This window comes from Trujillonella humicola (genome assembly GCF_046233715.1).
Lineage (GTDB): Bacteria > Actinomycetota > Actinomycetes > Mycobacteriales > Geodermatophilaceae > Trujillonella > Trujillonella humicola.
The window spans coordinates 1-20,216 of sequence record NZ_JBJNRJ010000024.1; the positions used below are offsets into that span (position 1 = coordinate 1).

General features: G+C 76.2%; 19 protein-coding genes and 1 tRNA gene. 3 read left to right on the top strand and 17 right to left on the bottom strand.

Features of this window, described 5'->3' with window-relative positions:
- Nucleotides 1-36: 36 nt before the first annotated feature.
- The 6 genes from ACK586_RS13530 to ACK586_RS13555 all read right to left on the bottom strand — a co-directional run bounded on the left by ACK586_RS13530 (nucleotide 37) and on the right by ACK586_RS13555 (nucleotide 7,314).
- Complete coding sequence (locus tag ACK586_RS13530; RefSeq protein ID WP_409331010.1) at nucleotides 37-921, bottom strand: ABC transporter permease; 885 nt, start codon at nucleotides 919-921, stop codon at nucleotides 37-39.
- Nucleotides 918-3,839, bottom strand: coding sequence for an alpha/beta fold hydrolase (locus tag ACK586_RS13535; RefSeq protein WP_409331011.1), 2,922 nt, complete (start codon nucleotides 3,837-3,839; stop codon nucleotides 918-920). Before ACK586_RS13535 ends, ACK586_RS13530 begins: the two co-directional genes overlap by 4 nt.
- 62 nt (nucleotides 3,840-3,901) lie before the next feature.
- Nucleotides 3,902-5,386 (bottom strand): LytR C-terminal domain-containing protein, encoded by a 1,485-nt coding sequence (locus tag ACK586_RS13540; RefSeq protein WP_409331012.1) that lies wholly within the window; start codon nucleotides 5,384-5,386, stop codon nucleotides 3,902-3,904.
- Between the two features lie 71 nt (nucleotides 5,387-5,457).
- Nucleotides 5,458-5,823: a DUF3263 domain-containing protein gene (locus ACK586_RS13545; RefSeq protein ID WP_409331013.1), complete on the bottom strand. Its 366-nt coding sequence runs from the start codon at nucleotides 5,821-5,823 to the stop codon at nucleotides 5,458-5,460.
- A gap of 84 nt (nucleotides 5,824-5,907) precedes the next feature.
- Nucleotides 5,908-6,825 (bottom strand): EamA family transporter RarD, encoded by a 918-nt coding sequence (gene rarD / locus ACK586_RS13550; RefSeq protein WP_409331014.1) that lies wholly within the window; start codon nucleotides 6,823-6,825, stop codon nucleotides 5,908-5,910.
- Nucleotides 6,826-6,882: 57 nt separating this feature from the next.
- Nucleotides 6,883-7,314, bottom strand: a complete 432-nt coding sequence (locus tag ACK586_RS13555; RefSeq protein WP_409331015.1) for a CBS domain-containing protein — start codon at nucleotides 7,312-7,314, stop codon at nucleotides 6,883-6,885.
- 103 nt (nucleotides 7,315-7,417) lie between these two features.
- Here ACK586_RS13555 and ACK586_RS13560 point away from each other — a divergent pair, with 103 nt between their 5' ends.
- Nucleotides 7,418-7,837: a DUF5313 family protein gene (locus tag ACK586_RS13560; RefSeq protein ID WP_409331016.1), complete on the top strand. Its 420-nt coding sequence runs from the start codon at nucleotides 7,418-7,420 to the stop codon at nucleotides 7,835-7,837.
- Nucleotides 7,838-7,846: 9 nt separating this feature from the next.
- Here the strand turns inward: ACK586_RS13560 and ACK586_RS13565 are convergent, their stop codons facing one another.
- From ACK586_RS13565 to ACK586_RS13590, 6 genes are all read right to left on the bottom strand, one after another.
- The gene (locus tag ACK586_RS13565; RefSeq protein ID WP_409331017.1) at nucleotides 7,847-8,491 is read right to left on the bottom strand and encodes a response regulator; all 645 of its coding nucleotides are present in this window, start codon (nucleotides 8,489-8,491) and stop codon (nucleotides 7,847-7,849) included.
- Nucleotides 8,492-8,634: 143 nt separating this feature from the next.
- A complete protein-coding gene (locus tag ACK586_RS13570; RefSeq protein WP_409331018.1) occupies nucleotides 8,635-9,111 on the bottom strand; it encodes a response regulator in 477 nt (158 codons plus the stop codon).
- 186 nt (nucleotides 9,112-9,297) lie between these two features.
- A complete protein-coding gene (locus ACK586_RS13575; protein WP_409331019.1) occupies nucleotides 9,298-10,701 on the bottom strand; it encodes a sensor histidine kinase in 1,404 nt (467 codons plus the stop codon).
- 205 nt (nucleotides 10,702-10,906) lie between these two features.
- Nucleotides 10,907-10,979: transfer RNA gene (locus ACK586_RS13580), tRNA-Thr, on the bottom strand.
- A 174-nt stretch (nucleotides 10,980-11,153) separates the two neighbouring features.
- Nucleotides 11,154-12,338 (bottom strand): MFS transporter, encoded by a 1,185-nt coding sequence (locus ACK586_RS13585; protein ID WP_409331020.1) that lies wholly within the window; start codon nucleotides 12,336-12,338, stop codon nucleotides 11,154-11,156.
- Nucleotides 12,339-12,595: 257 nt separating this feature from the next.
- A complete protein-coding gene (locus ACK586_RS13590; RefSeq protein ID WP_409331021.1) occupies nucleotides 12,596-13,351 on the bottom strand; it encodes a hypothetical protein in 756 nt (251 codons plus the stop codon).
- 229 nt (nucleotides 13,352-13,580) lie between these two features.
- Here ACK586_RS13590 and ACK586_RS13595 point away from each other — a divergent pair, with 229 nt between their 5' ends.
- Both ACK586_RS13595 and ACK586_RS13600 read left to right on the top strand, forming a co-directional pair.
- Entirely contained in the window at nucleotides 13,581-14,876 is a 1,296-nt protein-coding gene (locus ACK586_RS13595; protein WP_409331022.1) for a S1C family serine protease, read from the top strand.
- Nucleotides 14,877-14,947: 71 nt separating this feature from the next.
- Nucleotides 14,948-16,228: a DUF445 domain-containing protein gene (locus ACK586_RS13600; protein WP_409331023.1), complete on the top strand. Its 1,281-nt coding sequence runs from the start codon at nucleotides 14,948-14,950 to the stop codon at nucleotides 16,226-16,228.
- 85 nt (nucleotides 16,229-16,313) lie between these two features.
- Here ACK586_RS13600 and ACK586_RS13605 read toward each other — a convergent pair whose 3' ends face one another.
- Genes ACK586_RS13605 through ispD form a run of 5 tightly spaced genes read right to left on the bottom strand, consistent with a single transcriptional unit; the run spans nucleotide 16,314 to nucleotide 20,203 of the window.
- On the bottom strand, nucleotides 16,314-16,685 hold the full coding sequence (locus ACK586_RS13605) for a cupin domain-containing protein (protein WP_409331024.1): 372 nt from the start codon (nucleotides 16,683-16,685) through the stop codon (nucleotides 16,314-16,316).
- Nucleotides 16,682-17,635, bottom strand: coding sequence for a 23S rRNA (guanosine(2251)-2'-O)-methyltransferase RlmB (rlmB, locus tag ACK586_RS13610; protein ID WP_409331025.1), 954 nt, complete (start codon nucleotides 17,633-17,635; stop codon nucleotides 16,682-16,684). Before rlmB ends, ACK586_RS13605 begins: the two co-directional genes overlap by 4 nt.
- Nucleotides 17,635-19,038, bottom strand: a complete 1,404-nt coding sequence (cysS, locus tag ACK586_RS13615; RefSeq protein ID WP_409331026.1) for a cysteine--tRNA ligase — start codon at nucleotides 19,036-19,038, stop codon at nucleotides 17,635-17,637. The genes rlmB and cysS overlap by 1 nt, the downstream gene beginning before the upstream one ends.
- Nucleotides 19,035-19,544 (bottom strand): 2-C-methyl-D-erythritol 2,4-cyclodiphosphate synthase, encoded by a 510-nt coding sequence (gene ispF / locus ACK586_RS13620; RefSeq protein ID WP_409331027.1) that lies wholly within the window; start codon nucleotides 19,542-19,544, stop codon nucleotides 19,035-19,037. Before ispF ends, cysS begins: the two co-directional genes overlap by 4 nt.
- On the bottom strand, nucleotides 19,541-20,203 hold the full coding sequence (gene ispD, locus ACK586_RS13625; protein ID WP_409331028.1) for a 2-C-methyl-D-erythritol 4-phosphate cytidylyltransferase: 663 nt from the start codon (nucleotides 20,201-20,203) through the stop codon (nucleotides 19,541-19,543). Before ispD ends, ispF begins: the two co-directional genes overlap by 4 nt.
- Between the last annotated feature and the right edge of the window lie 13 nt (nucleotides 20,204-20,216).

Below are 20,216 nucleotides of genomic sequence, written 5' to 3' on the forward strand. Positions count from 1 at the left end.
GCCACGGTGCAGGTTTCCTGCACCGTGGCACTCCGCTCAGGAGGTGACGTCGCGACGGGCGAAGTGGCGGAAGGCCAGCGCGGTGAAGATCGCGGCGTAGACCAGCGACTGGACGACGCCGCGGAACAGGTCACCGGAGTCGACCGGCGTCTGCAGCAGGTCGGTCCAGGCGAACTCCTCCGCGGTGGGGAACCAGTCGCGGATCGACCCCAGCTGCTCGACCTGGTCGAGGATCGCGAACACGAACATGGTGAACACCGCGCCGCCGACCGCCGCCAGCGGCGCGTCGGTCACGGTGGACAGCCAGAACGCCAGGGTGCCCACGACCAGCAGGTGGACGGCGAGGTAGCCGACCATCCCGGCCAGCCGCAGCATCCCCTCCCCCTGGTCGAGGGTGACCCCCAGCGGCGTCCGGATCGCGTCGAAGCCGAACGCGATGCCACCGGCGACCACGGCCACCGCGGTGAGGACGACGAGCGCGCCGACCGAGAGCAGCAGCGCGGCGGCGAACTTCTGCCGGAGCAGCCGCATCCGGGGCACCGGCGTGGCCAGCGTGTAGCGCAGCGACCCCCACGAGGCCTCGCTGGCCACCGTGTCGCCGAAGAACAGCGCGTAGACGACGACCAGGAAGAAGCCCGTCGTCGCGAACAGGACGAACAGCGTGAAGTTCAGCCCGCTCGCGGTGGCGACGTCGACCAGGTTGAGCCGGCTGTTGGCCCGCGCGTCCTCGCCGGCGCCGAACTGGAGGGCGGCGATGAGGATCAGCGGCAGCGCCACCATGAGCGCGAGCACGCCGAGGGTGCGCCGCCGCTTGAACTGCCGGCGCAGCTCCACCGACAGGCGCAGGGTGCGCTCCGGCCGGTAGCCGGCCACCGCCCCCGTCGGCTGCACGTGGTCCGCCGGAATGGCCACTTCGGTCACGAGCCCTCCCCCACCAGCGCCAGGAACGCGTCCTCGAGCCGCCGCCGCGGCGTGAACTGCTCGACCGCCACGCCCGCGGCCACGAGGGCCCCCAGCGCATCGGCCCGGCTGGTGCCGCCGCTCAGCTCGACGACCAGACCGTCGTCGGCTCGCTCGACCGTGACCCCGGGCAGTGCCGCCAGGACGGCGACGGCCCGGTCGGCGTCCGCCTCGTCGGCCAGGCCCACGAGCACCGACCCGCCGGTGCCGACGATCTCCTCGACGGTGCCCTGCGCGATCTTCTGCCCCTTGGCCATGACCACGACGTGGCTGCAGGTCTGCTCGATCTCGCTGAGCAGGTGGCTGGAGACGATGACCGTGCGCCCGGTGGCCGCGTACGAGCGCAGCACCTCGCGCATCGCGTGGATCTGCGGCGGGTCCAGCCCGTTGGTCGGCTCGTCGAGCACGAGCAGGTCGGGCAGCCCGAGCATGGCCTGCGCGATCGCCACCCGCTGGCGCATGCCCTGGCTGTAGCGGCGCACCGGCCGGTCGATGGCCGCGCCCAGGCCGGCGACCTCGATCGCCTCCTCCATGTGCGCGTCGGCGTCGGGCCGGCCGGTCGCCGCCCAGTACAGCCGGAGGTTGTCCCGGCCGGACAGGTGCGGCATCAGCCCGGTGCCCTCGACGAAGGAGCCCAGCCGCGACAGCACCGGCTTGCCGGGGCCCGCCGCGTGGCCGAAGACGCTGATCCGGCCCTCCGTCGGGCGGATCAGCCCCATGAGCATGCGCAGCGACGTCGTCTTCCCGGCGCCGTTGGGACCCAGCAAACCCAGCACCTGACCGCGGCGGACCTCGAAGGACAGGTCGCGGACGGCGACGAAGCCGTCCTTGTAGGCCTTGGTGACCCCCTCGAACCGCAGCGGCACGTCCTCGCCGTCCGGCTCCACCTCCGACACGCGGCGCCGCTGCCGGCGGCCCCACAGGAGGGCGGCCAGCCGGCCGAGCAGCGCCAGCGCCGCGAGGACGCCGAGCAGGACCCACCAGCGGGTCGTCCCCGAGTCGCCGACCGGGGTGCCGTCGACCTCGGGCACGGACAGCACCCCGCCGTCGCCGTCGGCCAGCGCCACGGCGTAGACCGCCGGCTCGGCGGGCAGCGCGAAGGCCTGGTCGGTGGACGACACCAGGACGCGCATCGTGTGGCCGGTCTCGAAGCGGTGCACGATCCCCGGCAGCGTGACGGTGACCTCCGTCGGCGCCGCCGGATCGGTCGAGAGGCCGGTCAGCTGCACCGGCGCCACCAGGCCGGCCGGCAGGGTGAGGCCGCCCTCGGGGGCGACGTCGTAGAGCTTGGCGAACAGCACCGCCGTGCCGCTGGGCGAGGAGACGGCGAGGTCGACGGTCGGGGCCCCGACCACCTCGACGGCCTCGGGGAGGGGCCGGCTGTCGAAGGCGGCGAACTGGCCGGGGATCTCCACGGTCGCGCCGCCGAGCGCCGCGGACACCGCACCGAGTCCCGGCACGGTCGTCAGCGCGGCGGGCGTGCCGCCGGCGGGGGTGACCACCGGCTGGACCGGGCCGGACACCGCGATCGGGGCCCGCGCACCCGGCTCGGCGCCGTCGAGTCCGGGATAGGCGTCGACGACCACCGTCCGGGCGGCGCCGCCGCCCTGGACGGTGAGGCCGCTGGTCGCGATGCCGGTGGGCGCCGGGAACTCGAATCCGGTACCCGGGTCGCTGCCGCGGTCGGGGTCGCCCTGGTCGCGCAGGTGCCAGGAGAACCAGCCGGCGACCTCGTCGCGCAGGCCGGCCGCCACGCGCGGGGCCGGCGGGTCGTCGTGCCCGCCGTCGAACCAGACGACGCGGACGGGCGTGCCGTTCGCGGCGATGCCGCGGGCGTTGGCGTCGGCCTGCCCGAGGCCGAACAGCGAGTCCTGCGTGCCCTGCACCAGCAGTGTCGGCGCGGTGATGCGGTCCAGCACGCCGGCCGGGCTGCTCCGGTCGAGGACCGCGGCGATCTCCGGCGTCAGCGTGCCGGTGACCGCGGCGTCCTGGTACGCCGCGCAGACCTCGGCGCGGAAGCGGCCGCAGGTGAGCGCCTGCTCCACGGCGGCGGGATCCACCGTGGACGGGTCCACCGCCGCCGGGTCGGCCGGGGCCGGTCCGTCCGCGCCGGCGTCGGCCGCTCCCCCGCCGCCGAGCAGGTCGAGCAGGCCGCCGGCGGTCGGCACCGAGCCGACGCCGAAGAACAGCCCCGACCACAGCCGCTTGTAGACCCCGCCGTCGCCCTGCGGCGTGGCGGCCACCGTGGTGGCGTCCCCGGGTTCCCCGCGGGAGTCCGGGAAGAGGGCGGCGGTCAGGGAGTTCCACGTGATCTGCGGGGCGATGGCGTCGACGCGGTCGTCGTAGGCGGCACCCAGCAGCGACAGCGCGCCGCCGTAGGAGGCCCCGGCGACGCCCACCCGCGGGTCGCCCGGGGCGTCCTGCAGCACGTCGTCGCGCTCGGCGAGCAGGTCGAGCAGCGTGGAGAGGTCGGCCACCTCGTAGCGGGGGTCGTCCAGCCCGATCTGCCCGGTGCTGGCGCCGAAGCCGCGCGCGGAGAAGGTGAGGACGACGAATCCGCGGCCGGCGAGGTCCCGGGCGTCGTCGGCGACGGAGTCCTTGCTCCCGCCGAAGCCGTGGGCGAGCACGACCGCGGGCGCCGGGTCGCCGGCCGTGGCCGATCCGGGCCGGTACAGCGTGGTGTCGAGCTCGACGGCGTCCGCGCCGGTGCCCGAGGGGACGGTCGCGTCCTCGGTGGTGACCTCCTCGGCGGCCGCGGCCGGCGCCGGCGGGACGAGGACGAGGAGGGTCAGGGAGAGCAGGAGCGTGAGCAGGGCGGCGGACGCCGGCCGGGCGCCGGGGCGCGGGCGGTGACGTACGGGCCCGCGGGGTGGGCGCACGCAGCGGCCAACGGACGGCGACACGACGGTGTTCCGGCGGCGGACCGCGGGTGGATGATGCGTCAGGGCCGCCAGTCACCGGCGGCGACGACGACCAGGCCGGGGTCGGTCTCGCCGGGGACCTCGAAGAAGCGCACCGCCACGACCTTCACCTCCGGGTGCAGCTCGTGCAGCTGCTCCGCCGACCACCGCTGCTCGTCGACGCCCTCGGTGTAGTAGACCGTCGTGACGCCGACGTCGTCCCCGTCGTAGGCGCCGGTGGCGACGGTCTCCCAGCCGTCCCCGGCCAGGACGCCGGCGATGTCGGCGGCCAGCCCGTTGACGTTCGTCGCGTTGAGGACGGTCACCCCGACGCGGACGGGCGTGCCGGGCGCGTCGGCGACGGTCGACAGCGGCTCGGCCTCCAGCGGTGGCAGCGCCCCGCTGGTCTGCACCGGCGCCGGGGCGCTCGGTGCGGCCTGCTGCTCGCCGTCGGAGGCCGGCTGGGTCTGCGGGGAGGCGAAGGAGTAGACCCCCAGGACCACCAGTGCCACGACGACGACGGCCAGGAGCGCGGCCACCCCCCGGCGGCGGGCCGGGCGGGGCTCGTCGTCCTCGGTGCCGGGGACGCGCGCGCGGACGTGCGCCACCCCGTGGCGCCGGGCCTCCCGGCGGCGCTCGTCCTCGGCGGCGCGCCGCTCCTCGCGCAGCGCCGCCCGGCCGCCGACGACGCCTGTGTGCGCGCCGCCCGCGTCGTCCCGGACCCGGTCCCGCGGCTGCTCCGCCACGCCTCCGTCCGCTCCGGCGGGCGGGACGTCGGGGACGACGGTCCCGGGGACGGCGTCGGGGACGACGGTCCCGGGAACGGCGTCGGCGACGGGCGCGTCCCGGCGACCGCGGCCGGCGTCCCGGTCCGGGATCGCCGTGGTCGCCGGCGCCGCGCCCTGCCCCGAGGGGCGGGTCCAGTCCCGGTAGGCCGGGTTGCCCTGCGACGGGACCGGTGCGGACGGGGCACGGCGCGACGGCGCGGCAGGCTCGGCGGCGGGCTCGGCGGCGGGGACGACCGTCGGCGGCACCTCGGGCGCGACCGACGGCTCGTCGAGCCAGCCGCGGTCCCAGCCGGCGCCGGGGACGTCGGGCAGCGGCGCCGAGGGGTGCTCGGTGGGACCCGGCGACGGCACCGCACGGAAGGGCGCGACGGTCGTGCTCGGCCCCGCGACCGGGCGCGCCGCCTGCGCGGCGGCGACCGCCGGTGCGGCCACGGCGGGCCGGCCGGCCGGCGGCCGGCTCGGCGCGGGCGCCTCGGACGGGCGCTGCCGGGGCGACGACGCAGCCGCCGGGCGGGCGACCGCCGGGGGTCGCGCCGGGGCCCCGGGCGCCCGGCCGGGCTCGGGGGCTCCGGGACGGGCGGCGCGGGCGGGGCGGCGGCCGGGATCGATCCCGGCGTCGAGCAGCCCGTCGCGGCGGCGGTCGGCGCGGCTGCGCCCGGGCGTCGTGGGGTGGTCGCCCGGGTCCTCCGGGAGCTCCGCCGGCGCGGCCGCCGGGGCGTCGGTACGCCGACGGTTCATCGGGACCGGGGGGTTCCCCCGCTCCGTTCCGTCACCGCCTGGCGCGGCATGCCTCCCCACAGTGGTCGAGGCTAGACAACACGGTTGTCATTTCCCAGCAGGTGCGACGAACGACGCTGCCCGCGCGCGGCGCGCAGCCTCCGGAGGCGGCGGACCAGCAGGGGGTCGACAGCCAGCGCCGCGGGCTTCTCCACCAGCGCGTTCAGCGCCTGGTAGTAGCGCGTCGGCGCCTGGTCGAAGCGCTCCCGGATGGCCGCCTCCTTCGCGCCGGCGTGGCGCCACCACTGCCGCTCGAAGGCGAGCATCTCGTGCTCGCGCCGCGTCAGCGCGGCGTCCGGGGAGCCGGCCGTCCCGGGAGCGGGGTGGGTCGGCCCCTGCTCGGGCGGGGTGACCTCGCCCCCCGGCGGGGAGACCGCGGAGGCTGGTTCGGGGTGCATCGGGCGTCCTCGTCGTCGGTGCGCGCGGGGAAGCAGCGCGACACCTGCGACGGTAGTCGGGGGCACCGACGTTCCCGACGTCGTTCAGACCGGCGCGGTCACCGTGTCCGCCGACCGCCGCCGGGCCCCGGCGCGGGCGTGCCGGAGGCTGTCGACGCTGAACACAGCCAGGGCCACCCAGACGATCACGAAGCCGGCCAGCCGCGCGGGCGGCATCGGCTCGTGGAACACGAACACCCCGAGGGCCAGCTGCATCAGGGGCGTGACGTACTGCAGCAGGCCGACGGTCGACAGGGGCACCCGGCGGGTGGCCGCGGCGAACAGCAGCAGCGGGATCGCGGTCGCGATGCCGGAGCTCAGCAGCAGCAGCGTGTGCCCCGCGCCCTCGCTGCCGGCCGTCCCCTGTCCGCGGGAGTGCAGGACGACGAGGAAGAGCGCGGCCGGGAGGAGCACGATCGCCGTCTCCACGAACAGGCCCGGCGCGGCCTCGACCCGCACCAGCTTCTTCATCAGGCCGTACAGGCCGAAGCTGGCGGCCAGCGCCAGGGCGACCCAGGGCGGGCGGCCGTAGTCCACGGTCAGCACGACCACCGCGACGGTGGCGATACCGACCGCCGTCCACTGCAGCGGCCGCAGCCGCTCGGCGAAGAAGACGACACCCAGCAGCACGCTGACCAGCGGGTTGATGAAGTAGCCGAGCGAGGTCTCCACCACGTGACCGGAGTTGACCGCGACCACGAAGACCAGCCAGTTGACCGCGATCAGCAGCGCGGCGGCGGCGAGGACGAGCAGCGTCCGGCGGTCGGTGACCGCCGGACGCACCAGCCGCCACCGCCGGAGGACGGTGAGCAGCAGTCCGATGAAGACCAGCGACCACACGACGCGGTGCGCGACGATCTCCACGCCCCCGGCCGGCTCCAGCAGCCGGAAGTACAGCGGGAAGACACCCCACAGCAGGTAGGCCGCCAGCCCGGACAGCACCCCGATCCGGCCCTCCTGCACCGCCGCACGGTACGCCCGGGCAGGCGCGGGTCGTGAGCCGGGCTCACGACCCGGTGGTCACGCCGTCTGGATGTAGTCGACCAGCTGGGCCCGCTCCTGCTCCAGCTCGTCGAGACGGGCCTTGACGACGTCGCCGATGGAGACGATGCCGACCATCCGGTCCCCCTCGACCACCGGGACGTGCCGGATGCGGTGGTCGGTCATCGTCCGGGCCAGGTCGTGCACCGAGGCCGTCGGCACGCAGGTGCGCACCTCGGCGGTCATGACGGCCGACACCGGCTGGTCCAGCAGCGCGGCACCCTGCTCGGGCAACGCGCGGACGACGTCGCGCTCCGTGACGATCCCCTCGATGGCCCGCCCGTCCGGCGACACCACGAGCGCACCGATCCCCCGATCGGCGAGCAGGCGGAGCGCGGCGGAGACGGTGGCGTCGCGCGGCACGGTCGCCACCTCCGGGCCCTTGCGACGGAGCAGCTGCGCGATCTGCACGGGAGCCTCCTGGGGTCGCGACCGATGCCGCGAGTGTGCGGTACGCCACATCCCAGCCGCAACGGTCCTCCCGTGGATCACCCGGGAGGCCTACCGTCGAGGGGTGCGCACCCGCTCCCCCGCGCCGCCGGCCGCGCCGCGGCCCGGTCCCCTCCGGTGGCTCCGCTACGCCCTCGGCGGCGGCCTGCCCGAGCGGTTCGCGCCGTGGGTGCTGGCCGACACGACCGAGCTCGGCTGGGTCCGCCGCCACCTGGCCCGCGCCGTGGTGCAGATGCTCCCGCTCGTCGCGCTGTGCCTGGTCGTCCCCGTGCCGGTCGTCTACCGCTTCTCGGCGGCGCTGGGCGGCCTCCTGATCGGGCTGATGTTCTCCCTGGCCTTCATGGTGGAGACGACCGAGCACCGGGTCGCCAAGGCCGGCTACCCCGCGGGGACGGCCGCCGCCCTGCGCGAGGAGCGCATCGAGCGGGCCCGCGCGGAGCGGCGTGCGCCGTACCGGGTCGGCGGGGCCGGCAGCTTCGACTGACCGGCTCCCTCAGCCGGACCGCGCCGGGTCCTCCTCCGGCGGCAGGTTCGTGCGCGCCCACAGGGCCGCCGAGGTGCGGTCGTGGACGCCGATCCGCTGGAACACGCTGCCCAGGTGGGCCTTGACCGTTCCCTCGCGGATGCCGAGCGCCCGCGCGATCTGCTTGTTCGCCAGGCCCCGGCCGACCAGCCGCAGGACCTGCTGCTCGCGTTCGGTCAGCTCGGGGACCGCCCCCGGCTCGCGGCGGGCGGAGAGCAGGGTGCGGGCCACCCGCGGGTCCAGCGGCGAGTGGCCTCGCGCCGCCGAGCGGATCGCCTCGAGGATCACGGCCGGCTCGGTGTCCTTGAGGACGTAGCCGATGGCACCGGCGTCCAGCGCCTCGGTGACGCGCGGCGCGTCGGAGAAGGAGCTCAGCACCACGACGGCCACGCCGGGGTGCCGCCCCGTGATCTCGCGGGTGGCGGCCACGCCGTCCAGGACCGGCATGGACAGGTCCATGAGGACCACCTGGGGGGACGCGGTCGCGATGGCCTGCAGGGCCTGCGCGCCGTCGGACACCTCGGCGACGACCCGCATGTCCTCGGCGGAGCCGATGACGCCGCGCAGGCCGGCCCGGACCAGCGCGTGGTCGTCGACGAGCAGCACGTCGATCACGGCAGCGGGGCCTTCATGGGCGGGTGTGTGCCCGCGCCGGGCCCGATCCGCACCTCGCGATGCGGAGCCGCGGAACCCGGCCGGGCGGGCGGGTCCTCGCGGACCGTCCCCGGTCGCGTGGGGCGGGTCTCCGGCCGCCGGGGTCAGCGGTAGCGGGCCGGGCTCTCCTCGAGATGGGGGGACCCGGTTCCACCGGGCGCCGAGCGCCACTGCTCCCCCAGCGCCGCCGCGGCCGCCGGGCTCCAGGCGGTCCCGCCCGCGGCGACCTCCCGCACCCGGTCCGGCAACTCGCCGGGGTTCTCCTCCTTGAGCAGGTAGCCGGCGGCGCCCAGGGCCTGCGCCTCGCAGGCCGTCGCCGGGGTGAGGGCACCGGTGAGGATGACGACCCGCATCTCCGGATGGGCAGCCAGCAGCGCGCACGTCGCCTCGAGGCCGTCCATGACCGGCATCTTCACGTCCATGAGGACGACGTCGGGGCGGGTCCGCTCGGCGGCCTCGAGCACCTCGCAGCCGTCGGCGCACTCGCCCACCACCTCGATGCCGGGCGAGTCGCCGAACAGCTCCACGAGCGCCCGGCGGATCAGCGGGTGGTCGTCCACCACGAGGACTCTGATCGGCATCCGGGTCCTCCTCGTGCCTGCCGGCCGCACCGGCGGCGCACCGGGTCGCGTGCTCCAGCCTGGCCGATCCGGCGCCGGCCGGCGGCCCGGGGACGGGGGGCCCCGCACTCCCCAATACACGGGATGCGGCGTGGCAGGCGCAATCGGCCGACAGTCGTACGCCCTCGGGTGGAACCGGCCGCGGGCTCACCGGGGCACCCGCAGCCGCACCGTCGTGCCCTGACCGGGGGCCGTGGCCAGGTCGAGCGTGGCCCCGGCGGCCTCTGCCACGTCGCCGAGCACCCGCAGACCGAAGGACCGCCGGCCCGTGGCGGGCGCGAGGTCGAATCCGGTGCCGTCGTCGCTGACCTCCAGCACCACCACGTCGTCCTGCTCGGAGACGGCCACGACCGCCCGGGTGGCGCGGGCGTGCTTCACGACGTTCTGCAGCGCCTCCTGGGCCACCCGGAAGAGCAGGCCGGCCGTCTCGGGCGGGAGGTCGAGGCCCGGCGGCAGCGCGATCCGCGTCCGGACGCCGCGCGACTCGACACGGGCGGCGAGGTCGGCCAGGGCGGCGGGCAGCCCCGCGTCGGCCAGGTGCGGCGGATAGATGTCGATCATGAGAGTGCGCAGCGACGTGACCGACGACCGGACGGCGGCCGTGGCGGCCCCGAGATCGGTGAGCAGCTCGGCGTCGTCGGCCCGCCGGTCGGAGGCGGTGGCGATGCGGTCGACGGCGCGCGCCATGATCAGCGGGGCGGCCGAGAGGTCCTGGACCACGCCGTCGTGCAGGTCCCCGGCGATCCTGCGCCGCTCCCGGGTCGACGCCGCGACCGCCCGGGCCGAGGACCGCAGCCGCTCGCCGTCGCCGGCCCTGACCGCCCTGATCATCCGGTGCGCCAGCGGCACCTGGAGGGCGAGCAGGACCAGCAGCGCCGCCGCCGTGATCGGGGCGAAGTGGAGCAGGATGGACCGCTGGCGGTCGGTGACCTCGTCGTACCGGAAGTAGGTCTCGAGCACCAGGCGCTCCCCCGAGGGCGTGGCGACCGTCCGGTAGACCTCCAGCAGCCGCCCGGCGGAGCGCTCGTAGATGTTCTCGTCGTCGCCGAGGTCGGTGAGCTCGGCGACGACGTGCCCGTCGGCCATCGTCTCCACCTGGTACTCGCCGGCCGGGAACGTGCGGCCGACCAGCCGGGCCTCGTCGGAGTAGACAATCCGTTCGTCTGCGTTCCAGATCTTGACCCGAACGACGGCGGCGTCACGCAGCTCGCCCCGGACGACGGCGTCCAGCCGGTCCACCGCGTCGGGGTCCCCGCGCAGCAGCGCCTCGTCGAGGGCCGGCTGGACCAGGAGGGTGGCGATCAGGTCGGTGGTGGTCCGGGCGTCGGCCAGGGCCTGGTTGCGGGCCGTCACGTGGCTGGCGTACACGCTGCCGGCCAGGAGGAGCGCCGCGGCGACGACGTTCGCGACGGCGAACCGGATCAGGACCCGCCGGACGGTCGGCCGGGATCGCGGCGAGCCCTGGTCGGCTCCCGGGCCGACCAGGCGGGTCCACCCGGGCGGAGCGTCCTCCGGCGGGTGGTCGGACGCGGCGCTGCGCTGCGCGGTCACGGTGTCCCTCCCGGCCCGTAGCTGCCGCGGCCGAGCGGCCCCGGTCCTCGATCCGGCACTCGGAGACCTGGCGGATCACCAGCATGGTCGGTGGCCGCCAGAGGTCCCGGTAATCCCCGAAGCAGGGGGTGAGCAGGACGTCCACGCTGCACGTGGCCGTCGGGCGGCGCCCGGCGGGGAGGGCAGGGCGGCACGCGAGGATGGGAGCCGACGAGGGGACTCGAACCCCTAACCGCCCGATTACAAGTCGGGTGCGCTACCAGTTGCGCCACGCCGGCGGGACATGGGACCAAGTCCCGGGACAAGTCTAGGGACTGCTCGCAGGGAGACTCCGCGGCCTCGACGACACGGCGTCGGCTCACCCCCCGGGACGGACCGTCCACCGCGCGATCGGGCTCGGTCGCCGTGCGCCCGGACCGGGTCCGCGGGCGTCGTCCGGGTCCGGGGAACGGTCAGCCGGCGGGCCGGGCGAGCCGGGGCCGCAGCAGCAGCATCGGGATGACCAGCGCCGCGTTCACGGCGAACATGAGGGGCAGTCCGCGAGCTTCGGCGTAGGCACCCAGCACGGGGAGCCCCGCGATGGCGCCCAGGGCCAGGGCGCACAGCGCCGCGCTGAAACCGGTGGCCGGTCGGTCCGGGAACACCTCACCGGACCAGATCACCAGCAGGGCGGAGAGGACCATGAAGCTGGAGCCGAAGAGCACCGCGGAGACCGCCAGCAGCGGCCAGGACGGCGTGAGGACCAGCAGCGCGGACGCCAGGCCGAGAGCGATCGAGGTGGCGACCAGCGTCCAGCGCGGTCCACCGGTGGCGACCAGGTGGCCGGTGGTGGTGCCCACGATCCCGCTGGCGCCGACGAGCACCCAGAACACCGGTGCCGCGACGTCCGGTAGCTCGGGTGCGCCCGCGATGCGGTCGACGGCATAGGTCCAGTACACGGTGCTGGTGAGCCCGAACCCGGCGCCGGCGAGGAGGAGGGGCGCGCTGCCGGGGCGCCGCAGCCAGCGCCACGACGAGGTGCCTGCCGGGGCGTCCGTGCGCCGCGGGTCGGGTCCACCGGGCAGCAGCTGCACGTTCCAGACGGCCGAGACCAGCGCGACGACGGCGAAGCCGGCCCACGCCAGGCGCCAGGCCGACCCCTCGCCGGTCAGCCAGGCCGCCGGGGCGGAGACGAGCACGCCGAACGTCGTCCCGGACGTGATCACCGACAGGGTGCGGTGTCTCCGGTCCTTCGGCACCTGCCGGGCGACGGCGTCGGAGAACGGCGCCCAGCACCAACCCGGGCTCGTCGCGGCGACCCAGATCCCGATCGCGAGCACCACCGTGTTCGGCGCCGCGGCGATCACGGCCGTACCCAGGGTGGCCGCCGACGTGCCGATCAGGACGAGCAGCCGCGGCCCTGTCCGGGCGACGAGCGCCTCGGTGGCCAGCAACGCCAGCAGGTAGCCGGCATAGCCGCCGGCGGCCAGCAGTCCCGCGGTGTCGGTGGACAGGTCGAAGGTCTCCCGGAACTGAGGCAGGAAGAGCCCGTACCCGTACCGGGCGAAGGCGAAGGACACCGCGATCGCCGTGAGGCCGGCCGCCGCGAGATGACCGGGAGATGCGGCGACCCGCACGTCCGGATGTCCGTTCGCCATGCAGTGCGAGTCTCCTCTGCTGGTCCACGGGCCTCCGCGCCGCCCGGTGGACCCCGTCCCGACGATCCGGCACGTCGGTGACCAGGGCCCACCCAGGGGTGGCGACGGACGGTCCTCCGTGACCAGCAGGTCACCCGCGGCGTTCCACGAGACCCTTCGTTCCCACAGGCCACGCCGCAGGCCGGCGGGGCACGGGGCAGGTCCCGGGACGGAGGACAGGACGGCGCCCGCGCCACCGGTGGGCGCGGGTCGGCCGGTCAGACGTCGGTGCCCGCGGCACCCGCGCGCAGGTAACGGGCCGGGTCGGTCGCCGACAGCGGCCCCGCCGCCAGCCAGCGCGCGAACCCGGCCGGATCGCGCCGCTCGAGCTCGTCGAGGACCTGCTCGCGCCGGCCGACGATCGCCTCACGGGCCCGCGGGTCCGGGCCCGCCGCCAGCGCCGCGGACGTCGACGTCCACTCGTGGCCGAGCACCTCCAGCGGCAGCGCGCTCAGCGGCGCGGCGGCCAGGGGCCCGCCGGCGACGTTGCCGGTCACCACGGTCGGTCGGGAGACCGGCGCGGGAACCGGCCGAGCTCCGGCCGGAGGAACCGGACGAGCTCCGGCCGGAGGAAACGGAGGTGCCGCGGCGGGAGGGGACGCCGGAGGGGCGGCCGGCGACCGCCGCGAGGGCCGGGTGCGCGCCATCCAGACCGCCAGGCCCAGCATGCCGCCCACGGCGCCGACCAGGGTGGTGATGAGCGCGCCGGCCACGGCGGCGACGCCGGAGAGGACGAGCAGCCCGAGCACCGTCCACCCGGCCGTCTGCCAGGTGGCGTCGATCGTGGTGCGCAGGTCGTCGTCCGAGGCCTCCCGGGCGATGCCGGCGGCGAGCGCGCCGGCGACCACGGCGCCCAGCCCGACGGCGAGCAGGCCGGCGGGGCGCAGGGCGAGCCCGCCGATCAGGGCGAGCCCGCCGACGACGACGAGCCCCAGGAAGGCGAGACAGCGGACGAGCGGACCGCGGGACGACACGACGACGGCCTCCGGACGACGGACGGGTGGGATGCAGCGGTACCACCGTGGTCCGCACGCCGCGGCCCCTTACCCCGGTGTCGCCGGATCGCACACAGCTCCGCGGCGTGTCGCGTCACCGCGTGTCGTCCCAGCGACCTCACAGCGGGTGTCCAGCGAGGCAGGAGACGGGAGGCCGATCCTGGTACCCGGAGCAGCGATCGGCTGCGCCGGAGGAGGAGGACCGGACATGGACGAGCGAGACACCCCGGACGCGGCGGGACACGGCCCGCAGCAGCCGCACGGCGGCCCGGCTCCGCACGGGCAGGTCCCCCCGGCGTGGCGCACTCCGGCGCCGCCCGTCCCGCCGGCACCCACCTGGTCCACGGCGGCCCTCGGGAGCGGGCCGGTGCACGCCACCCCGCTGCCGTCCCCGGCACCGCCGGCCCGGCGGGGCGGGCGGGTGCGGATCGGACTCGCCGGCCTCGTCGCCGGCGCGCTGATCGGCGGCGGAGCGGGGGCCGGCGTGGTCGTGCTGACCGACGGCGGGAGCAGCGGCGGCGGCAACCCGGTCGCCACGCAGGCGGTCACCATCACCGACCCGGAGAACGCCACGGCGGTCACGGCGGCCGCCGCGAAGGCCACGCCGAGCGTCGTCACCGTGTACGTGAGCAGCGGGTCCTCCAGCGGCAGCGGGTCCGGCGTCGTCCTCACCTCGGACGGCTACGTCGTCACCAACAACCACGTCGTGACCCTCGACAGCAGCACCGGCTCGGCGAGTGTCCAGGTCCGCACCTCCGACGGCTCGCTGTACGACGCCACCGTCGTGGGCACCGACCCGACCTCGGACCTGGCGGTGCTGAGGCTGGACGGCGCGAGCGACCTGACCCCGGCGGAGTTCGCCGACTCCGGGGACGTACAGGTGGGCGACCTGGCCGTGGCGATCGGCGCGCCTCTCGGGCTGTCGGACACGGTGACCGACGGGATCGTCAGCGCCACCGGTCGCGCGGTGGCCACCGGCTCCACACGGGACGACGCCACCGTCATCGACGCGCTGCAGACCGACGCCGCGATCAACCCCGGCAACTCCGGGGGGGCGCTGGTGAACGCGGCCGGCGAGGTCATCGGCATCAACACCGCCATCGCCACGGTGGCCTCCGGGGCGCCGGGCCAGCAGGGCCAGAGCGGCAGCATCGGCGTCGGCTTCGCCATCCCCAGCAACACCGCGCAGCGGATCGCCGAGGAGATCATCGCCAACGGCACCGCCGACACCACCTTCCTCGGGGTGAGCACGCGGACCGACGGCAGCGAGGAGGTCGGTACCGGCGCGCAGGTGCTGTCGGTGGAGCCCGGCTCGCCCGCCGCCGACGCCGGCCTGACCGCCGGTGACGTGATCACCGCCGTCGGGGACCGGCCGATCACGACCTCCACCGAGCTGACCGCCGCCGTCCGCGGCCACGCGCCCGGCGAGCAGGTGGCGCTCACCGTGCGGCGGGACGGCGGGACGGCGACCGTCGACGTGACGCTGACCGCCGCGGCCGGCTGAGCGAGGACCCCTCGCCTCCACCGCTCGCGAGCGCGCGGCGGGGCCCGGCGCGGGGGCCATAGTCTCGGTCCGTGACGGCACCCACCGCGTCCGCGCCCTTCGCGAGCTCGCTCGACGACCCGCAGCGGGCGCGGGACCTGTCCCGGATGAAGCGGGTGGCCACCGGGCTGCTGCTGGCCGCCGCCGCCGTCTTCCTGACCTGCGTGCTGATCGGTGACGACGCCGGCCCCTGGGTCGGCTACGTCCGCGCCACCGCCGAGGCCTCGATGGTCGGCGCGCTGGCCGACTGGTTCGCCGTCACCGCGCTGTTCCGGCACCCGCTGCGGCTGCCGATCCCGCACACGGCGATCATCCCGCGCAAGAAGGACCAGATCGGGGCGAGCCTCGGCACCTTCGTGCAGGAGAACTTCCTCACCCGCGCGGTGGTCGAGGAGAAGCTCGCCAGCATCGACGTCCCCGGGCGGCTGGGCGCCTTCCTCGCCGCTCCCGGCCGGCCCGAGCGGCTCGCCGGGGACGCCGCCGCGGCGCTGTCGGGCCTCACCGACCTGCTGCGCGACGAGGACGTGCAGCCCGCCGTCGCCGCGCTGGTCGACCGCAAGCTGCACGAGACGCCGGCCTCACCGGTGCTGGCCCGGGTGCTGGAGCTGGTGGTCGACGGCGACCGGCACCAGGAGGTCCTGTCGGCAGGGTTGCGGTACATGGCCCGGTTCCTCGAGGAGAACCGCGTCGTCTTCCGCGCCCAGCTCGGTGACGCGTCCCCCGCCTGGGTTCCCGACTGGGTCGACGACCGGGTGTTCAACCGCGCCTTCACGGGCTTGCAGGAGTTCCTCGAGGAGGTCGGCGACGACCGGCACCACGAGCTGCGCCGGGTCTACGATTCCCGCCTGCGGGCCTACGTGCACGCCCTGCGCACCGACCCGGCCACCCAGGCGCGGGTCGAGGAGTTCAAGAAGGACCTGCTCGAGCACCCGGCGATCCGCACCTGGTCGGGCTCGCTGTGGACCAACGCCAAGGCGGCGTTCCTCGCCGCGGCGTCCGATCCGGACTCGCAGCTGCGCGGGCGGGTGGCCGCGCTGATCCGGGACGCCGCCGGGGTGCTGCAGACCGACCCGACCGCCCGGGAGCTGGTGCAGCGGCACAGCCGGCGGGTGGCCGGCTACGTGGTGGAGCGGCTCTCCGGTGACCTGGCCGACGTCGTGGGCAGCACGGTCGCCCGCTGGGACAGCGAGGAGACCAGCCGGCGCATCGAGTTGCAGGTGGGCCGTGACCTGCAGTTCATCCGCATCAACGGCACCGTCGTCGGCGGGCTGGCCGGGCTGGTCATCTACTCCCTCGCCCAGCTCATCGGCTGACCACCACCGGTGGCCGTCCGCCGACGGACGTCCGCCGAAGTAGCCACTTCGGTGGTCAGGTCCGCCGAAGTGGCCACTTCGGCGGTCAGGTCAGGCGGAAGCCGCGCCACTCGAAGCCGGGGCTCACCACGCAACTGACCAGGACCTCGTCGGACCCGGGCTCGGTCGACTGCTCCACACCGGCGGGCACCAGCACCTGCGGGCGGCCGGGGCCGAGGACGACGCGCTCCTCCCCCAACCGCAGCAGGAGCTCGCCGGGGCCGTGCCAGAGCCACAGCTCGTCGGCGTCCACCACGTGCGGCGCGGACCGCTCGCCGGGAGCCAGCAGGAACAGGATCGCCGTCGTCGCCGGGCGACCGCTGCCGAGCACGGCCGGGGACGACCAGGTGCGCCGGTACCAGCCGCCCTCCGGGTGCGCCTCGAGGTCCAGCGCGGCGGCCCGGGGCGGGCGGCTCACCGCCGGGCTGCGCCCGCCGCGTACAGGGCGATCCCCGCCGCGACGCTGACGTTCAGCGACTCGGTGTCGCGGGCGATCGGGATCCGGACGACGACGTCGCAGCGCTCGCGCACCAGCCGCGACAGCCCGGTGCCCTCGGCGCCGACCACGAGCGCCACCGGGTCGCCGAACCCGTCGAAGTCGTGCAGGTCGACGTCGCCGTCCCCGGCCAGGCCCACCGTCTGCAGGCCGGCGTCCTGGTAGGAGGCCAGCGCCCGGGCGAGGTTGACCGCGCGGGCGACGGGCAGCCGCGCCGCGGCGCCGGCGCTGGTGCGCCAGGCCGAGGCGGTCATGCCGACCGACCGCCGCTGCGGGACGACGACGCCGTGGGCGTCGAACGCCGCGGCCGACCGGACGACGGCGCCGAGGTTGCGCGGGTCGGTCACGCCGTCCATGGCCACCACCAGCGGCGGCCGGCCGGAGTCGCGGGCGAAGTCGAGCAGGTCCTCGGGGTGCGCGTACTCGTAGGGCGGCACCTGCAGGCCGATCCCCTGGTGCAGCGCGCCGCTCGACATCCGGTCGAACTCGGCCTTGCCGACCTCCAGCAGCGGCAACCCGCGGTCGGCGGCCAGCGTCAGCGCCTCGGTGATGCGCTCGTCGGTGCGGCCGGCGTCGGTGACCACGTACAGCGCCGTCGCCGGGATCTGCGCGCGCAGGGCCTCGACGACGGGGTTGCGGCCCAGCAGGAGCTCCGGCGTCTCCTCGGCACGCTGGCGGCTGCGATCGCGCTCGGCGCGCCGCCGGGCGTCGGCCTGCGCCTTGCGCTGGGCGGGGTGACCCTTGCGCATCTCGGCCGGCGGGGTGGCGCCGCGACCGGCCAGCGAGCGGCGGTTCTTGCCCCCGGTGCCGGCGGTGGCGGTCTTCTTGCCGGCGCCGCTGCTGCGGCCGCGGCGCTGACTGTTGCCGGCCATCAGCGGCTCAGCTCCCATCGGGGTCCGGCCGGGGTGTCCTCGACCTGCACACCGAGGGCGGTGAGCTGGTCGCGGACCGCGTCGGCGGTGGCGAAGTCCTTCCGGGCGCGAGCGGCCTGCCGCTGCTCCAGCGCCAGCCGCACGAGACCGTCGGTCACCTCGGCCAGCCGGTCGTCGGCGCCGCCGGCCGCCGCCCAGTGCGGGTCGAGCGGGTCCAGGCCGAGGACGGCGAGCATCGCGCGCACCGCGCCCAGCGCCGCGGCCACCGCCTCGTCGTCCGCCCGGTCCAGTGCGCCGTTGCCGTCGCGGACGGTGTCGTGCACGACGCCCATCGCGGCCGAGGTCCGCAGGTCGTCGTCCATGGCGGCGTCGAAGGACGCCGGGCGCCCGGCGGGCCCGACGTCCCCCACGCGCTCGACGGCCCGCCGGACGAAGGACTCGATCCGCCGGTAGGCGACACCGGCCTCCTGCAGCGCGGCGTCGGTGAACTCGATGGTCGAGCGGTAGTGCGGCGTCACCAGGTAGTAGCGCAGCTCGACCGGGCGCACGCGCGTGACGACCTCGTCGACCAGGGCGGTGTTGCCCATCGACTTGCTCATCTTCTCCCCGCCGAGGGTCACCCAGCCGTTGTGCACCCAGTAGCGGGCGAAGCCGTCACCGGCGGCGCGGGACTGGGCCTGCTCGTTCTCGTGGTGCGGGAAGCGCAGGTCCAGCCCGCCGCCGTGGATGTCGAACTCCGCGCCGAGATAGCGCCCGGCCATCGCCGAGCACTCCAGGTGCCAGCCCGGCCGGCCGCGGCCCCAGGGTGTCGGCCAGGACGCCGTCTCCGGTTCGCCGGCCTTGGCGCCCTTCCACAGCGCGAAGTCGCGCGGGTCCCGCTTGCGGTCGTCGGTGTCGGTGTCGGCGGCCGGCTGGAGGTCGTCGAGGCGCTGCCCCGTGAGCGCGCCGTAGCCGGCGAAGGAACGCACGTCGAAGTAGACGTCCCCGTCGACCGCGTAGGCGTGCCCGCGCTCGATCAGCCGCTCCATGAGCTCGATCATCTCCGGGACGTGGCCCGTGGCCCGCGGCTCGTACGTCGGCGGCAGCACGCCGAGGACGTCGTAGGCCCGGGTGCACGCGAGCTCGTTCTCGTAGGCCCACGCCCACCACGGCACGCCGTGGGTCTCGGCCTTGGCGAGGATCTTGTCGTCGATGTCGGTGACGTTGCGGACCAGCGTCACGCGGTGCCCGGTCGCGGTCAGCCAGCGGCGCAGCACGTCGAAGTTGAGCGCGGCGCGCACGTGCCCCACGTGCGGCGGTCCCTGCACGGTGAGCCCGCAGACGTACATCGAGACCTCACCCGCGCGCAGGGGCTCGAAGTCTCGGACCGCGCGGGCGGCGGTGTCGTGCAGGCGCAGGCTCACCGCGCGGATTCTACGGAGCCACCCGCGGCGTCCATCCGGACCACCAGCGCCGTCGCCACCGCGGCCCGGCCCTCGCCGCGACCGACCAGCCCCAGCCCGTCGGTCGTGGTCGCCGAGACGCTCACCGGAGCGCCCAGCGCCGCCGACAGCACCGCCTCGGCCTCCCCCCGCCGTGGCCCGACCTTCGGGCCGGGCGCGACGAGCTGGACCGAGACGTTGCCGACCCGCCAGCCGGCCGCCTCGACCACCTCGCGGACGTGCTCCAGCACCGCCGCACCGCGGGCACCGGCCCAGCGGGGGTCGTCCGTGCCGAGCAGGCCGCCGATGTCGCCGAGCCCGGCCGCGGCGAGCACCGCATCGGTGACCGCGTGGGCGACGACGTCGCCGTCGGAGTGCCCGGCGCACCCGTCGGCGCCGGGCCACTCCAGACCGGCCAGCCAGCACGCGCGACCCGGCTCGACCGGGTGCACGTCGACGCCGGTGCCGACCCGCGGCAGCCCGCTCACCGCGCCACCTGCAGCTCGGCGAGCGCCAGGTCGTGCACCACGGTCACCTTCGCCGCCCGCTCGTCACCCTCGACGGTGCGCACCGGCACACCCGCGGCGCGGACGACGGCGGCGTCGTCGGTCAGCTCGGTGCCGGCGGGCAGCCGGTCGTAGGCCTCGCCGAGCACGGCGCGGGCGAAGCCCTGCGGGGTCTGCACGCGGCGCAGCGCGGCCCGGTCGGGCGCCGAGGTGACCGTGCCCTCGGCGTCCACCACCACCGTGGTGTCCACGACCGGGAGCACGGGGACCACGGCCGGCGCGCCGGCGGCCAGCGCCGCCAGGACCCGGGCGACGACGCCGGGCGGGGTGAGCGGCCGGGCCGCGTCGTGCACGAGGACGGCGTCGGCCGCCGGGTCGACCGCGGCCAGGGCCGACCGGACCGACGCGGTCCGGGTGGCACCGCCGTCGACCAGCCGGGTCGCGGCGGGCAGGACGCCGGCGAAGGCGGCGCGCTCGGCCGCGGGGACGGCGACGACGACCTCGTCCGCACCGCCGTCGAGCAGGGTCGCGACCGCCCAGACCACGAGCGGCCGGCCACCGAGCGGGACCAGCGCCTTCGGACGGTCGGCCCCCAGACGCAGACCACTCCCGGCCGCTGCGACGATGCCGACAGCGTGCACGGGAGTGGTCAGG

Excerpts from the sequence above, each read along its gene's own strand:
- ACK586_RS13540 (WP_409331012.1), bottom strand. The coding sequence starts at position 5,386 with ATGAACCGTCGGCGTACCGACGCCCCGGCGGCCGCGCCGGCGGAGCTC.
- ACK586_RS13545 (WP_409331013.1), bottom strand. The coding sequence starts at position 5,823 with ATGCACCCCGAACCAGCCTCCGCGGTCTCCCCGCCGGGGGGCGAGGTC.
- ACK586_RS13570 (WP_409331018.1), bottom strand. The coding sequence starts at position 9,111 with ATGCCGATCAGAGTCCTCGTGGTGGACGACCACCCGCTGATCCGCCGG.
- ACK586_RS13585 (WP_409331020.1), bottom strand. The coding sequence starts at position 12,338 with ATGGCGAACGGACATCCGGACGTGCGGGTCGCCGCATCTCCCGGTCAT.
- ACK586_RS13595 (WP_409331022.1), top strand. The coding sequence starts at position 13,581 with ATGGACGAGCGAGACACCCCGGACGCGGCGGGACACGGCCCGCAGCAG.
- rlmB (WP_409331025.1), bottom strand. The coding sequence starts at position 17,635 with ATGGCCGGCAACAGTCAGCGCCGCGGCCGCAGCAGCGGCGCCGGCAAG.